12 protein-coding genes are annotated in these 14,175 nt (G+C 69.5%); 3 read left to right on the top strand and 9 right to left on the bottom strand.

The window, feature by feature from the left end:
• Positions 1-22: 22 nt before the first annotated feature.
• From ACLARN_RS27645 to ACLARN_RS27635, 3 genes are read right to left on the bottom strand one after another with little or no spacing between them, the layout of a single operon-like run.
• Positions 23-889: a carbohydrate ABC transporter permease gene (locus ACLARN_RS27645; protein ID WP_409494383.1), complete on the bottom strand. Its 867-nt coding sequence runs from the start codon at positions 887-889 to the stop codon at positions 23-25.
• A complete protein-coding gene (locus ACLARN_RS27640) occupies positions 886-1,842 on the bottom strand; it encodes a carbohydrate ABC transporter permease (protein ID WP_409494382.1) in 957 nt (318 codons plus the stop codon). The genes ACLARN_RS27645 and ACLARN_RS27640 overlap by 4 nt, the downstream gene beginning before the upstream one ends.
• Positions 1,839-3,167, bottom strand: a complete 1,329-nt coding sequence (locus tag ACLARN_RS27635) for an extracellular solute-binding protein (protein WP_409494381.1) — start codon at positions 3,165-3,167, stop codon at positions 1,839-1,841. Before ACLARN_RS27635 ends, ACLARN_RS27640 begins: the two co-directional genes overlap by 4 nt.
• A gap of 180 nt (positions 3,168-3,347) precedes the next feature.
• On the opposite strand from ACLARN_RS27635, the gene ACLARN_RS27630 reads away from it, so the two are divergent.
• On the top strand, positions 3,348-4,355 hold the full coding sequence (locus ACLARN_RS27630; protein ID WP_409494380.1) for a hydroxyacid dehydrogenase: 1,008 nt from the start codon (positions 3,348-3,350) through the stop codon (positions 4,353-4,355).
• A gap of 75 nt (positions 4,356-4,430) precedes the next feature.
• Here ACLARN_RS27630 and ACLARN_RS27625 read toward each other — a convergent pair whose 3' ends face one another.
• Together ACLARN_RS27625 and ACLARN_RS27620 are read right to left on the bottom strand one after the other, a co-directional pair.
• A complete protein-coding gene (locus ACLARN_RS27625; protein WP_409494379.1) occupies positions 4,431-5,522 on the bottom strand; it encodes an aldo/keto reductase in 1,092 nt (363 codons plus the stop codon).
• An 18-nt stretch (positions 5,523-5,540) separates the two neighbouring features.
• Positions 5,541-6,014 carry a DUF6130 family protein gene (locus tag ACLARN_RS27620; protein WP_409494378.1) on the bottom strand — a complete coding sequence of 158 codons (474 nt, stop codon included), beginning with the start codon at positions 6,012-6,014 and terminating at the stop codon, positions 5,541-5,543.
• 155 nt (positions 6,015-6,169) lie between these two features.
• On the opposite strand from ACLARN_RS27620, the gene ACLARN_RS27615 reads away from it, so the two are divergent.
• Entirely contained in the window at positions 6,170-6,325 is a 156-nt protein-coding gene (locus ACLARN_RS27615) for a hypothetical protein (RefSeq protein ID WP_409494377.1), read from the top strand.
• Positions 6,326-6,331: 6 nt separating this feature from the next.
• Here ACLARN_RS27615 and ACLARN_RS27610 read toward each other — a convergent pair whose 3' ends face one another.
• The 4 genes from ACLARN_RS27610 to ACLARN_RS27595 all read right to left on the bottom strand — a co-directional run bounded on the left by ACLARN_RS27610 (position 6,332) and on the right by ACLARN_RS27595 (position 11,181).
• Positions 6,332-7,327 carry a LysR family transcriptional regulator gene (locus tag ACLARN_RS27610; RefSeq protein ID WP_409494376.1) on the bottom strand — a complete coding sequence of 332 codons (996 nt, stop codon included), beginning with the start codon at positions 7,325-7,327 and terminating at the stop codon, positions 6,332-6,334.
• On the bottom strand, positions 7,324-7,965 hold the full coding sequence (locus ACLARN_RS27605; protein ID WP_409494375.1) for a sigma-70 family RNA polymerase sigma factor: 642 nt from the start codon (positions 7,963-7,965) through the stop codon (positions 7,324-7,326). Before ACLARN_RS27605 ends, ACLARN_RS27610 begins: the two co-directional genes overlap by 4 nt.
• Positions 7,950-9,296 carry an alpha-lytic protease prodomain-containing protein gene (locus ACLARN_RS27600; RefSeq protein WP_409494374.1) on the bottom strand — a complete coding sequence of 449 codons (1,347 nt, stop codon included), beginning with the start codon at positions 9,294-9,296 and terminating at the stop codon, positions 7,950-7,952. Before ACLARN_RS27600 ends, ACLARN_RS27605 begins: the two co-directional genes overlap by 16 nt.
• A 352-nt stretch (positions 9,297-9,648) precedes the next feature.
• On the bottom strand, positions 9,649-11,181 hold the full coding sequence (locus ACLARN_RS27595; protein WP_409494373.1) for a tannase/feruloyl esterase family alpha/beta hydrolase: 1,533 nt from the start codon (positions 11,179-11,181) through the stop codon (positions 9,649-9,651).
• A gap of 134 nt (positions 11,182-11,315) precedes the next feature.
• Between ACLARN_RS27595 and ACLARN_RS27590 the strand changes: the two genes are divergently transcribed.
• A complete protein-coding gene (locus tag ACLARN_RS27590) occupies positions 11,316-14,027 on the top strand; it encodes a helix-turn-helix transcriptional regulator (RefSeq protein WP_409494372.1) in 2,712 nt (903 codons plus the stop codon).
• The last annotated feature ends 148 nt before the right edge of the window (positions 14,028-14,175 follow it).

Genomic DNA, 14,175 nt, shown 5'->3' with positions numbered 1-14,175 from the left:
GCTCCTTGATGATGATGGTGGGTCAGCCCTTCAGCGCGCCCGAGGCGAGGCCGCGGACGAACGAACGCTGGAAGAACAGGAACGCGGCGACCGAGGGCAGCAACGCCAGCAGCGACGCCGCCATGATCACGCCGGGCGTCACGTCTGCGTCGATGCGCAGAGTGCGCAGGGCCAGCGGCAGCGTGTAGGTCGAGGCGTCGGACGAGACCAGCATCGGCAGCAGGTACTGGTCCCAGATCATCGTGAAGCCGAAGACACCGATCACGCCGAGCGCGGGCTTGCACATCGGCAGGATGATCTGCGCGAAGATCCGCAGATCTCCGGCACCGTCGATCCGGGCGGCCTCTTCGAGTTCGCGGGGGACGTCCTTCATGAACTCGGTCATCACCAGGATCGAGAACGCCCAGGCGCCGAGCGGCACGATCATCCCGGCCAGGCTGCCGATCAGATTGATGTGCACCAGGGGAAGGTCGGACAGGATCAGTGACAGCGGGATCGCGAGGATCTCCTCCGGCAGCATCAGCGTCGCCAGGATCGCGACCAGCACGAAGGTCATGAAGCGGAACTTCTTGCGTGCCAGCGCGTATCCGGCCAGCACCGAGATGACGACCTGCAGCAGCAGGCCGAAGCCGACCACCAGGAACGAGTTGAGCAGGTACATCCCGACGCCGTGGTCGAACGCGATGCCGAAGTTGTCCAGGGTGGGGCTCGACGGGATGACGCTCAGCGCCGTCGGGTCGGACACGTCGCTGAACGCGCTGACCAGCAGCGCCAGCAGCGGGCCCGCGAACACCACCAGCAGCAGGGCGTACACGGCGTACTTCAGGATCCGTCCACCCGGCGACTTGACGGCGTCGAGGCCGAGTGCCGAATCGTTGGCCGCGGTCATGCGTCTCGCCTCCGTCGGAGCACCTGGACGAACAGGGTCAGCACGAGCGTCGCGAGGAACAGCAGGACCGCTCCCGCCGCGCCGACGCCCAGCCGGTTCTGTTCCAGTCCGAGTTTGTAGATCAGGGTCATCGCGACTTCCGTCGAGCCGTTCGGCCCGCCGTTGGTCAGCAGGAACACCTCGGTGAACACCCGCAGGCCGCGGATCGCCGCGAGGACGAACAGGATCGAGAACACCGACCGCAGGCCGGGCAGCGTCACGTGGAGGATCTTGCGCCAGCGGGAGGCACCGTCCACAGTGGCCGCTTCGTAGAGCCCGCGGTCGATCCCGGCCAGGCCTGCCAGGAAGATCATCATGTCGTACGGCGCGCCGCGCCAGATGCCGGTGATGATGACCGAGATCATCGACGAGTCGGGATCGTTGATGAAGCCCGACGGCCCCAGCCCGACCATGCCGAGGATGGCGTTCAGCATCCCGTCCTCGGTCGGGTGGTACATGATCCGCCAGAGTTCGGCGACCACCGCGATCGGCACGACCACCGGCAGGAACGCCGCCGACCGCAGGAACTTCAGCCGTTTGCTCTGGCCCTCCATCAGCAGGGCGAGCGCGAGGCCGATGATCATCGACCCGGCCGTCTGGCCGACCGCGATCACGATGGTGTGCCAGATGGCGGAGTGGAACGCCTCGTCACCGAGGACGGTGCTGTAGTTCTGCCCGCCGACCCACTGGTTGCCCAGATACGGCTGGACGTCCTGGAAGGACATCGTCACCGCCGTGATCATTGGGATGAACTTGAAGTACACGAACAGGATCAGGGCGGGGGCCAGGAACAGCCACGGCGTCCACCACTTCCCGTCGCGGTCGCTGCGCCTGCGGGCCTTCGGCGCGGGCGCCCGCTTGGCGGCGGGACGGTCCGCGCCGACGGCCGCCGGCTTGGCGTGATCTACGGTCATGACGCGCTGATCCCCTGTTGCTGCAAGGTCGCGGTGAGCTTGGTGTCGAGTTTGGACAGTTCCGCCTTGGTGTCGAGCTTGCAGTCGGCGACGAGCGCGCTGACCGTGTCGGCGGTGTCCTGGCGGACCGGCGTCCAGTTCGGGATGGACGGCGCGTAGTGGCCGGACTTGGCGTAGATCTCGGCGTAGGTCTTCCAGCGCGGGTCCGAACGGACCTGGGTGATGTCGATGTTCTTGTTCACCGGAAGCTGCACGATGAAGGCCGATTCGCCCTCCATGCCGATCTTCTGGCCGTCGGCCGAGATCGCGAAGTCACCGAAGGCGTCCTGCCCGGCCTGGTTCGGCGAACCGGCCATCATGTAGATCGAGAGCCCCTCGGCCAGGACGTCCGAGTTCTTGGCGCCCTTCGGCATCGGGACGACCTCGTACTTGTCCTTGCCGAGCGACTTGTCGAAGCGCGGCAGCAGATACGGGCCGACGACGTACATCCCGGCCTTGCCGGCCTCGAAGGTCTCGTTGGTCGCCGGGGTCGGCATGGTGACCGAACCGGGCTGGATCACGTTGTCCTTGCAGCCGAGGTCGCGGAACCACTGCACCGCGGCCAGGGATTCGGGCGTGCTCATCGACGGCTTGTACTTGCCGCCGCCTGCCTCGGTGATGAAGTCGCCGCCCGCGGCCCACAGGAAGTTGGAGAAGTACCAGGAGGCGTAGCCCCGCTTGGTCGACAGCGTCGCGGTCAGCCCGGCGGTGTCGTTCTTGCCGTTGCCGTCGGGGTCGCCGGTGGTGAACGCCTTGGCGAGGTCGACGAGTTCGGGCCAGCTCTGCGGCACGCTCTTGCCGAGCTTCTCGCGCCAGTCCTTGCGGATCAGCAGCGCGGAGGCCTGAGCGCTGTACGGCAGGCCGTACAGCTTGCCGTCCGGGGTCTGGTTCGACTTCAAAGCCTGCTCGGTGAGTTCCGAGGCGTGCTTGATCTTGCCCTGTTCGACCTCGCGGACGAGGCCCTGGCTCTTGAGGGTGCCGACCTGCGTGACGTCGTTCATCACGATGTCCGGCAGGTCGCGCTGGGCGGCGCGCTGGGCCAGCTTCGTCTCGAAGTCGTCGAAGATCGCGGTCACCTGCACCTTGAACCCGGTGGCCTTCTCGAAGGCTTCCGCGAGCCGTTTGGTGGCCTGCTCGCCGGCGCCGCCGGGAGTCGTCCGGGTCCACAGTTCCAGTGGTGCCTTGGTGTCCTGCGCGACGTTCGTGCCGGCGGGGCCTGCTGAGCAGCCCGAAATGACCAGCGCTGAGACAGTGAGTCCCACGCCGATCCACCGCGATTTCCGCATCGCTTCTCCTGTTCACTGTGGACCACGCTGTCTACTCCGCAGGGACGGTAAGCGCTTTCACAGTGTCCGGTCAATGGTCCGATGATTACGAATTTCAATCGGCGGCTGTTCCCTATCCATGGGGCTTGCCGCCCGTGGACCGGGTCAGGCATCCGATGTATGGTCGCCGCGGAGGTAGGGATGACCGAGCTGCAACACCGCCCGACAGCGCTTCTCGTGATGGAGGAGCGACGCCGCGACGACGTTTACCCCGAGGCGGTGCTGAAGGAGATCGGTGCGCTGGCGGACCTGCGCGAGCCGCTCACCCGGGAGCGGCTGGCGGAGCGCCCGGAGGCCATGGACGGCGTCGAAATACTGCTCTCGGGCTGGGGATCGCCTGTTCTGGACTCGGTATTGCTGGGACACGCGCCGGACCTGCGCGCTGTGCTCGTCGCCGCCGGATCGGTGCGTCCGCTGACCACGCCGGAGTTCTGGGCACGCGGGATCCCGATCGTGTCCGCCGCGGCCGCGAACGCCGTTCCCGTCGCCGAGTTCACCCTGGCCCAGGTCCTCTTAGGACTCAAGCAGGTGCATCGGATCTCCCGTGAGATCCGCGAGCGGCGGGCCTACCCGCCCGATCCGAGGGTCGCCGGGGCGTACCGCTCCAGGGTCGGACTGCTCGGTCTCGGCGAGATCGGTGCTCTCGTCGCGTCGCATCTGCGGAATTTCGACGTGGAAGTCCTCGCGAGCGACCCCGTCGTCGACGCCGCGGCCGCCGCCGAACTCGGCGTCCGGCTGGTGGGGCTGGACGAACTGTTCGCCACCTGCGCCGTGGTCAGCCTGCACGCGCCGCTGCTCCCGGAGACCGAGGGCCTGGTGAACGGGGACCTCGTCGGCCGGATGAGCATCGGCGCGACCCTGGTCAACACCGCCCGCGGTGCCGTGGTCGACGAGCCGTCGGTCATCCCCGTGCTCGGGGAGCGCCCGGACCTCACGGCGATCCTCGACGTCACCTGGCCCGAACCGCCCGCGCCGGACTCGCCGCTCTACACGCTGCCGAACGTGGTGCTCACCCCGCATCTCGCGGGCGCACTGGGAGCCGAGCGCGCGCGGATGGGCGAACTCGTCGCGCGGGAACTGCGGCGGTTCGTGCTCGGTCAGCCGCTCGAGCACGCCGTCGCGCCGGATCGAGCCCACCTGCGGGCCTGACGTGCCGGGCCCCACCGCAACTAGGTGACTAGTTGCGGTGGGGCCCGGTCGTATAACGCCCTATACCGCGCCTCGTCACCAGTTGCGCACGGCGGGCGCGTACCCCGCCGGTTTGTCCCCGACCTTGACTCCAGGGCTGATCACCCAGTTCTGGTACTCGGGCGTGAACATCCGGTATACCGACTCCGGCGGCACAGCGCTCGCCTCGTCGAGGATCGCCCGCAGGTCCGACGGCAGTTCGAAGTCCAGTGCGGCCATGCTTCTGCGCAGCTGGTCCGCGCTGCTCGCCCCGACGATCGCGGAAGCGACGCCCGGCTGGGTCGCGACCCAGTTGATCGCGACCTGGGCCATCGTCACGCCGAGTTTGCCCGCGACCTCCTCCAGTGGCTTCAGCAGGTTCCAGTCGCGTTGCGTCCAGGAACGACCGGGGTTTCCGGGATCCCCGAGCCTGCCCTCACCGGCGGGCGTTTCGCCGGTCTGGCGGTACTTGCCGGTGAGGAACCCGCCCGCGAGCGGGCTCCACGCGGTCACGCCGAGCCCGAGGTTCTGTCCCATCGGGACGTGTTCGGTCTCGATCGTCCGTTCCACGAGCGAATAGGGCAGCTGGAGGTTGACCACCGGGGTCAGGGCATGCGCTTCGGCGAAGGTCTGCGCTCGCGCGGCGAACCAGGCGGGTACGTCGGAAAGCCCGGCGTAGCGGATCTTTCCCGCGCGCACGAGGTCGTCGAACGTGCGCATCACCTCTTCCACCGGCGTGATCCGGTCCCACGTGTGCAGGAGGAAGAGGTCGACGTGGTCGGTGTTCAGCCGCCGCAGCGACGCGTCCAGCGCCCGGATCAGGTGTTTGCGCCCGTTGCCGCCCGCGTTCGGGTCACCGGGGTCGACGCTGTTGGTGTACTTGGTGGTGAGCACGACCCGGTCGCGCACCTTCGCCTCGGCGATGAGACGGCCGAGGATGGTCTCGCTCTCACCGGCGGTGTAGAAGTCCGCGGTGTCGATGAAGTTGCCGCCCGCTTCCAGGTACTCGCGGAAGATCGGGCGGACCTCGTCCTCGGTTTTCCCGTACGCGGCATGGAACCCGCCGGTGCCGAAGTTCATCGTGCCGAGCGCGATCCTGCTGACGCGCAGGCCGGACCGGCCGAGCAGGTAGTACTGATCCAGTGTCATGGAAGGAACTCCAGGGTTTCAGTGATGTCCACTGTGGACAGGGATGACGAAGTTCACGGTCTTGCCGTCCAGGACCTTGTGGGTCGGATCGGCGAGCCCGATCCACACCTTGTGCGGTCCCGGCGGCAGGGACTGGAGGATGAGCGGCTCGCCGCTGCCGTCGGCCCAGTGCCACGCCGCGTCGTCGACGGTCACGTGGATGTGGCCGATCCGGGGCGACACGTCGAGGGCTGCCGGGCCGTAGACCGGGACGATCCGGAGGTTCTCCGCCCGGTACCGCAGCACGACGAGGCCCATCGCGAGCTGTTCGGGCAACGGCGCGTCGACGACCAGCGAGGGTGGCGGCTGCGAGGGCAGCGGCACCACGGGAGCGGGCGACCAGTCGGCGGCGACGGCGGCGGGAGGAGTGGTCGCTGTCGGCGCGGGTGGGGGAGCGCTGCACGCGGCGGTGAGCAGGGCGACGGTGAGGGCGAGCTTCCCAAGAACGGGCATGGGTTCACGCTAGGTCGGCCGCCGGGCCGCGGCGCCCGTCGGATGACGTCATCGGTGTAAGTCACCGTGACACTTTCCGGTGATCACCAGGTGAGGCCACGCCGGACGGGGAATACCAGTGACATCAGACGGGGGCGCCGGCCTCCGCGGACCCGGTGCCCGGCAGCCCGAACAAGTTCTACGCCTCCTGCACCGTCGACCTGCTGGGAGTTCCGGTGGCATGCCTGGAAACCGACGAAACGCACGCGACCCACATCTGCCAGTACGTGCTGACCGGATTCGTGCTCGGGCTCGACTGCATCCAGCGCTGAGCCCGGTCAGGTACCGAGCCAGCCGGGGTTGGCCGCCGCCCACTCGGGAAGCCGATGCCGGATCGCGGCCAGTTCGGTGATCGCCCGCAGCAGTCCACTTCGGACGGCCGGAACGTCGACCGGCGATCCGTCGCGCCACAGCAGGAGATGCCGCGTCCTCAGCGGCACACCCCGCAGGGCCACCACCGTGCCGGGTATCGGGGAACCGGGGTCGAGGGACCGGGCGAGCACCACTGTGCGAGGGTCGCGCTGCACGGTCTGCCGCAGTACCGCCGGTTCCAGCTCTCGTACGCTGATCGGACCGAGCCCGGCACGGGCGCACTCGTCCGCCAGATGATCGTGGAATTCGCCGCCCGCCGAAGTCAGCCAGGTCGAGTCGGCGAGCTCCGTCAAGGACACCTCGCCGCGTCCGGCGGCGGGGTGTCCTGGCGACACGATCACGAAGACCGGCTCCGTTCCCACGGGAAGCATGTGGACGCCGTCCGGCGGAACGATCTCCTGGCCCGGATGGTCGACGTACAGCGCCAGTTCCACCGTGCCGTCGAGAAGCGCGGAGAACAGCTCCGTCCTGCCGGTCATCGTGCGCAGTTCGACCGGACGGCCGGGGGCGGCCTCGGCGACCACGTCGCTCAACGTCTCGGCGAAGACCGTCGGGAGGGCGCCGATCCGCAGCAGGCCGTCGGCCGGTTCGCGATCGAACCGCCGGATCGCCCGGTCGAGGTCGTCCGCCGCGGCCACTACCCGTCGTGCGTGGCTCAGCAGCACCTCGCCCAGCGCGGTGGGCCGCACGCCGTGCCGGTCCCGTTCGAACACCGTCCGGTCCAAGGTCCGCTCGACCCGGTGGAGTTGCGCGCTCAGCGCGGGCTGGGAGAGTCCGAGCGCGGCCGCGGCCTTCGCGAGACTGCCCGCTGACGCGATCGCGTCGAGGAGACGCAGATGCCGGACGTCGAATTCCACCGGCCAGGTCTGTCCGTTTCCGGGACCGATCAGGGGGCTGATCACAGGTCGTCCTCGCTGACGATCGTGCGGAGTTTGTGCAGGGCGCGGTGTTGGGCGACCCGGACCAGGCCAGGGCTCACCCGTAGGACCGCACCCGTCTCGGGCGCCGACATGCCGACGGTGATGCGCAACCGCAGGATCTCCTGCTGGATGCCGGGCAGGGTGCTCATCAACCGGTTCAGCCGGTCGTGGCCGTCCGCGGCGAGGGCCTGCCGTTCGGGTTCGTTGGGCTCTGGCGTCGCGCGATCGGGCGGGTCGGAGGTGGGTTCGGACCTGTCCCTGGCCCGCCCGCGGAAGGCAGCGGCGACCTTCCGGGCGGCGATCCGGAGGACGGCGGCGAGGAAGGAGCCGCCGGTGACCCGGGCGGTGGGAAGTGCGGTGAGCACGGCGAGGCAGGTCTCCTGCGCGACGTCCTCGGCGGCGATCACCCGCGCGTCGGTCCCGTTCATCCGGCTGCGGCAGTAGTCCGCGACGACCGGCTCGACGAGACCCATCAGCTCCTGGGTCGCGGCGGGGTCACCGCGGCGGGCGCGGGGGACGAGGGATTCGAGATCCGCCGTCAGCGCGCCGTTGTCGGGGGAAGGAGCCGCCCCCGGCGAAGTGAGTTCGCCGGGGGCGGTCCAGGTCAGGCGAGTTCCCAAAGCGCGGGCACGTTCGGCGGTTCCCAGCCGGGCATGGAGGTGTGCGGCTGGATCACGCGGTAGGTGCTACCGCCGTAGGTGGCGGTCGCGCCGGAGCCGTAGTAGGTGTACGGCGCCCAGGTGCCGCCCGGCGGGTTCGACGTCGTCGGGCTGGTCGGGGTGGTGGGCGTGGTCGGCGTCGTGGTGGTGCTGGACGGCGGGTTGCCGGTGACCGTCAGGCGCAGGTTGTAGACGCTCAGGATCTCCGTGACCGGCTGGAAGTAGATCGTGCCGCCGGAGGTGCAGTTGCCGGAGCCACCGGAGGTGACGCCCTGCGCCTGGTCGCCGGTGAGCCACGAACCGCCAGAGTCACCGGGTTCGGCGCAGGCGTTCGTGCGGGTCAGGCCGGTGATGGTGCCCTCGGGGTAGGTGACCGAGGTGTTCTTCTGCAGGATGGTGCCGCAGCGCCAGCCCGTGGTGGAACCGGAACGGCAGACCGAGGAGTTGACCGCGGCTTCGGTCGAACCGGCCACCGGCACGGTGCCCGGGTAGCGGTTGACCAGCGCACGCGGGGTGTTGCCGGCGTCGGCGCGGACCCAGGCGTAGTCGTTGCCGGGGAAGCTGGAGCCGGCGACGGATCCGCTCGGGTTCGAGGTGCGGGTGCCGGTGGTGCCGCAGTGGCCCGCGGTCACGAAGCCGCCTTCGACCGCGAAACCGATGGAGCACCGGCCCGAGCCGAAGGTGTAAGCGTTACCACCGATGATGTCGATCAGCGGACGCGGCTGCTCGGTGCTGGTCTCGACCCGGACCAAGTCGGCCTGGACACCGGACTCGGCGGCCCACGACTTGGCCGAGGCTTCGCCACCGGCGTTGGCCAGCACGACGACCGAGTTGGTGATGACGTCGGTGTACCAGCCGGGCACGGTCTTCGGTGCCTTGGTGGACTTGGCGTCCAGCTTCAGCTTCGCCGCGTCGAGCTGGATGACGCTGCGGGAGACGGTCTTCGGGGTGGCGCCCGCGGCGCGCACCAGGTCGGCCTGTGCGGCGTCGGTGACCGCCACGGTGAGCGCGGTTCCGGTGGTGTCCAGCCACGACCCGGCGTACGACGTGCCGAGCTGTGCCTTCAGGGTGTTGTCGGCGATGGCAGCGCGCTGTTCGCTCGCGAGCCGGAGCTTGGCCTGTTCGGGGCTGATCTTCAGGTCGCGGGACATCGCGGCCAGCATTTCGGACTGTGCCTGGTCGGCGGCCGTGACCGGTTGACCGGCACTCGCACTCGGGGTGAGGGCGATGGCCGTGACCAAGCCCGCCCCGGTGATGGCCGCGGCTGTGGCGGCGAGGATCTTTTTGTTCATGTCAACGCTTTCCTCGAAACTGGCGGGGGAGGGGGATTCGTTCCCGACCGTACGAGGCGCATCACGTGACTGGTACATACCATTTGGGTCATATCACCCGGCTTGAGCGTGGGGTGATATGACGGTCTGTCATGGTGATCCTGCGGGTAATTCCGTTGCCGCGCAAAGGTTTCAGTCGCCGCGGACAAAGGGGCGTCCGACGTGTCCGATTCGGTTCGCCGTAGTGCCCCAGTCGTCAATACCGTACTTTTGAGGGGTAGGGCAAAGGGTACGCGGCAACTTCTCACAGAGTGAGGAAGTGCCCGTCGTACCGGAGGGGGCGCCGGCACGACGGGCACAGGTGGGGACGGCCTCAGTGAGCCGTGCAGCGGTAGCTCGAGGCGACGGCGGGATCGCCGTGGCCCCGGTATCGCGAGACCTGCGGATACGGGCAGAGATCGCGGGTGAGGGTCCTGTCGCTGTTCGCGGCGGGCAGGGTCGACGGCGCCTTGCCGTGCTCGACCCAGTCGACGAGCGCGCCCAACGCGTGCGTCGGTGCCGCGCCCGCGCCGCCACCGCAGTGTTGGACACCCGGCGCGAGGAACAGCCGGTAGAAGTCGTTGACCAGCCTCGGGCCACCCATTTCCCGTTCCACCTCGCGGCGGTAGTGGATCGTGCCGCCCGGCGGGATCAACTGGTCGTCGCTGCCCACGAAGGTGATCAGCTTGCCGCCCGCCCGGCGGAAGTCCGACAGATCGGGATCGGAGGTCCCGATGACGTCATCGTATTCCCGCACCGACTGGCGGAACAGGTCGGCGAACTGGCGATAGGTGATTGTCGAGGTGTCGAACCCTGGCTGCTTCTTCAGGAACGTCCGCACCCAGCCCAAGGCGACCGGGAAGCCCGGAGCGTCGGTCACCGGGGCGAAATCCGCGCCCTTGGGCAGGCCCGGCCAGAGCCGCCGCCCGTGTTCGTCGGTCGGCCCGGCCCAGATCTTGCGCACGACTTCGGCGTCCGCCGCGGTGACGGTGACCTCCTTGCCCCCGCAGAAGACCTTCGCGCCGATGAGGGAACGGGGGTCGTAGCCGCATTCGTCCGGCCGGTCCACGACGCCGTTGGTGACGCCGTCCCTGCCGTCGCAGGCCCTGATCGCGGCTTCCCGGAACGCGGTGAAGACACAGGTGCCGGGGAAGGTCTTGTCCTGGTTCATCACGACCTGCGGCCAGAGGGTCGCGACCGCGAACTCGGCCCAGTGCACGGCGGGCGCGTTCGCCAGGACACCGTCGAAGTCGCCGGGATACCGCTGCGCTTCGGAGTACCCCTGACGGCCGCCGGTCGAGCAGCCGTTCCAATAGGAGAAGGTGACGTCACGCTGGTAGAACTTCCGCGTCACGTCCTTCCCGATGAGCGCGGCTTCGTGGACGGACCGTGTCGCGAAGTTCGTCACCAGCGGCTTGTTGATCTCGCCCTTCGGGGTGAGCGCCCACGAGGTGTCGAGGAAGGTCAGGGGGACGCCGGCGTCGGTCGTCACGCCGCTGTAGCCGTCCTTGACCGCCTGGACGAGCGCGGCACCGAAGTCACCGGCGGTGTAGGCGCTGCCGCCGACCGCCTGAAGCCTGCCCGTCCATCCTGTCCGCGGCAGCGCGACCGCGACCTTGACGTGGTCGCCCGCCTTCCCGTGGGTCAGGGTGACGGTGATTTCGCAGTACGTGGGTGTGTCCGCCTGAGCGGGTTTCGCCACCGCCTGTACCGATTCGATCCGCGCGCCCGCGGGCGCCGAAACGGGGACCGCCGCACAGGACGATGCCGCCGCTTCGGCGGGCGCCGTCTGCGTGACCGAGGTCAGCACCAGCGGCAGCAGGGCGGCGAGTGGTGCCGCCGCCAGGAACAACTTCTTGCGTCTCATCACTTTCCCGAAGCTAGGCCGTTCGTGTTGACACGCCGTCTACATCCTGTGGACGCCGCCGGAGCGTCCTAACCGGACCGTTTGGGTATCGTCGGACGGGCAGCCACCCTGGCTGAGGGGAGGAATGCCGCGCCATGCCGCTTTTCGGACGGGAAGCCGAGCTGAAGGACCTGGGCGAGCTCGTCGACGGACCGGCCGCGGGCTGCGGCGGTGTCCTCATCCAGGGCGAACCCGGTGTCGGCAAGTCCGCCGTCGTGGCGGAGGCCGTCGCTTCGGCGAAGGTCGGCGGCCTGCGGGTGCTGCGCGCGACCGGCGTCGAGGCCGAGCGGAACTTCGCCTACGCCGCCTTGCACCAACTGCTCTATCCGGTCTGGGCCGGCGCGGACACGCTGCCCGCGCCGCAACGGTCCGCGCTCTGGACGGCGCTGGGGCTCGCCGAGACGGCGGAACCCAACGCGTACCTGGTCGGGCTCGCCGCGCTGACGCTGCTTTCGGAGGAGGCCGCGGCCAAACCGGTGCTGATCGTCGCCGAGGACGTGCACTGGCTGGACCGCGAGAGCGCCGACGTCCTCGCGTTCGTCGCCAGGCGCATCGAGACGGAGCCGATCGTCCTGATCGCGACCCTCCGCGAGGGCGAGCCGTCGCCGCTGCGTGCGGCGGGACTGTCCTCAATGGACCTGGAACGCCTGCCAGGCGAGGTCGCGGCCGAGTTGCTCGACTCCGTCGCTCCCGGGCTCACGTCCCCGGTCCGGTCCCGGTTGCTCGCCGAGGCGGCCGGGAACCCGCTGGCGCTGACCGAGCTGCCGTCCGCCGTGACCGACGCGGCCGATCCCGTCCTGCCGCTGACCGAACGGCTCGAGCGCGCGTTCGGTGCCCGGTTCACCGCCCTGCCGGAACCGGCACGCACGACCCTGCTGGTCGCCGCGCTCAACGAGACCGGTTCGCTCACCGAGACGCTCGCGGCGGCCGGCGCGCTGCTGGGTGAAGACGTCGAGCCGGAGGTACTGGCGCCCGCCGCCGAGGCCCGGTTGATCGATCTCGAACCCCGGACGGTCTCGTTCCGGCACCCGTTGATGCGCTCGGCCATTCCCGCGTCGGTGCCGCTCGAGGAACGGCGACGCGCTCACCTGAGCCTCGCCGAAACCCTGCGCGAGCAGCCGGACCGGCGAGCCTGGCATCAGGCGGCCGCGGCGACCGGCGCCGACGAAGACGTGGCGGGTGCACTGGAGAACGCCGCCGATCGCGCCCGGCACCGTGGGGGAGCGTCGGCGGCCGTCGCGGCGCTGGAGCAGGCAGCCAGGTTGAGCGCCGATCCGGAACGGCGCGCGGACCGGCTGCTGCGCGCGGCCGAGCTGGCCGTCGAATCCGGCGGCCGCGAGACGGCGGAACGGTTCGTGCGGGACGCCCGCGCGGGAGAACTCACGCCACGGCAGCGATCGACCGCGAGCTGGTTGCTCAGCGGGTTCGAGGACGGCGTACGCGAAGACCTCTCCCGGGTCGGGGAACTGGCGCGGCTGGCCGAGTCGGTCGCGGAGGACGGGCAGCCCGATCCGGCGATGCGGATCCTGTGGGGTGCCGCCATGCGCTGCTTCTGGGCCGAACCCGGTCCGGAGACGAGGCGAACGCTGCTGGCCGTCGCGGACCGGCTCCCGATCGAGAACTCGGACCCTCGTCTGGTCGCCGTCGCCGCTTATGTCGCGCCGTTCGAACGGGCCGAGTCCGTCCTCGGCGAGCTGCGCGAACTCGCCGCCACCGCAGGGACAGACCCCGAGGTCGACCGCTTTCTCGGCAGCGCGTCGTTGCAGGTCGGGGCGGTCGATCTGGCCGCCCGATTCTCCGCGGCGGCGGCACCGGGGCTGCGTGCGCAAGGCAGGCTCGGATTGCTGCCGCGAGCGCTGGCGGTCCAGGCGTGGAGCCGGGTCCGGCTCGGTGACCTCGCGGCGGCCGTGCCGGTCGCGGCGGAGGCGGCGAAATTCGCCAAGGAGACCGGGCAGCCCTTCATGTACGGGCTCGCCACCGCGGTCCAGGCCGAGATCGCCGCACTGCGGGGCGAGCACAAACAGGCCAAGGCGCTCGCGGACGAGGCCGAACGAGCCGGGCTCGCCGCCGGTGCCCGTCCGGTACTGGCGACCGTTCAGCTCGCCAGGGGTATCGCGGCGTCGAGCGAGGGCCGTTTCGACGACGCGTTCGCCGACCTGCGGCGACTGTTCGACCCCGCCGATCCCGCCTTCCAGCTGGCCCTGCGCGTCTACTTCGTCGCGGAACTCACCGAAGCCGCGATCCGGGCGGGACAGGTCGAGGCCCTGCGCGAGGTCGTCGCGGAGATGGAACAGCTGGCATTGGTAACCCCGGCGCCCGCCTTGCACATCGGCTTGCGCTACGCCCGCGCCGTCCTCGAGCCGAGCGACGAGCTGTTCGAGACCGCCTTGCGAGCGGAACTGGACGGATGGCCCGCCGAACGCGGGCGGCTGCACCTGGCCTACGGCGAATGGCTGCGGCGGCAGCGGCGAGTTGTCGACTCGCGTGCGCACCTGCGCACCGCGCGCGAGACGTTCGACGCGCTCGGTATGACCGCGTGGGCCGAACGTGCCCGTCGTGAGCTGCGGAGCGCGGGGGAGTCCAGCCCCAACCGCGGCCCGGACGCGCGCGAGAAACTGACCCCGCACGAGCTGAGCATCGTGCAACTGGCCGCGGAGGGCCTGACGAACCGGGAGATCGGGCAGCGGCTCTACCTGTCGCACCGGACGGTCGGCACGCATCTGCACCGGATCTTCCCGAAACTGGGCGTGAAGTCCCGTGCCGAGTTGAAGGATGTCGTGAGTGGCCTGACGCAAGTAGTCCTCTAGTTGCGGTAGTTGCCATCGCAACTAGTGTCGCGCGTCGTTAGTTGGTTTACGGTCGTGGGTTTGCGATGATGGGTCATGCCTTCGTCGGGTTTGGTGATCAGTGGTGAGGATCGGGCGGTCTTGGAGTCGTGGGCTCGGTCGCGGGCGA

The organism is Amycolatopsis sp. cmx-11-12 (assembly GCF_046269425.1).
Classification (GTDB): Bacteria; Actinomycetota; Actinomycetes; order Mycobacteriales; family Pseudonocardiaceae; genus Amycolatopsis.
This window is presented reverse-complemented; position numbering and strand designations above follow the sequence as displayed.

Bases quoted from the DNA above. Each gene is read 5' to 3' on its own strand.
- ACLARN_RS27645 (WP_409494383.1), bottom strand. From the start codon at position 889: ATGACCGCGGCCAACGATTCGGCACTCGGCCTCGACGCCGTCAAGTCG.
- ACLARN_RS27640 (WP_409494382.1), bottom strand. From the start codon at position 1,842: ATGACCGTAGATCACGCCAAGCCGGCGGCCGTCGGCGCGGACCGTCCC.
- ACLARN_RS27635 (WP_409494381.1), bottom strand. From the start codon at position 3,167: ATGCGGAAATCGCGGTGGATCGGCGTGGGACTCACTGTCTCAGCGCTG.
- ACLARN_RS27630 (WP_409494380.1), top strand. From the start codon at position 3,348: ATGACCGAGCTGCAACACCGCCCGACAGCGCTTCTCGTGATGGAGGAG.
- ACLARN_RS27625 (WP_409494379.1), bottom strand. From the start codon at position 5,522: ATGACACTGGATCAGTACTACCTGCTCGGCCGGTCCGGCCTGCGCGTC.
- ACLARN_RS27620 (WP_409494378.1), bottom strand. From the start codon at position 6,014: ATGCCCGTTCTTGGGAAGCTCGCCCTCACCGTCGCCCTGCTCACCGCC.
- ACLARN_RS27600 (WP_409494374.1), bottom strand. From the start codon at position 9,296: ATGAACAAAAAGATCCTCGCCGCCACAGCCGCGGCCATCACCGGGGCG.
- ACLARN_RS27595 (WP_409494373.1), bottom strand. From the start codon at position 11,181: ATGAGACGCAAGAAGTTGTTCCTGGCGGCGGCACCACTCGCCGCCCTG.
- ACLARN_RS27590 (WP_409494372.1), top strand. From the start codon at position 11,316: ATGCCGCTTTTCGGACGGGAAGCCGAGCTGAAGGACCTGGGCGAGCTC.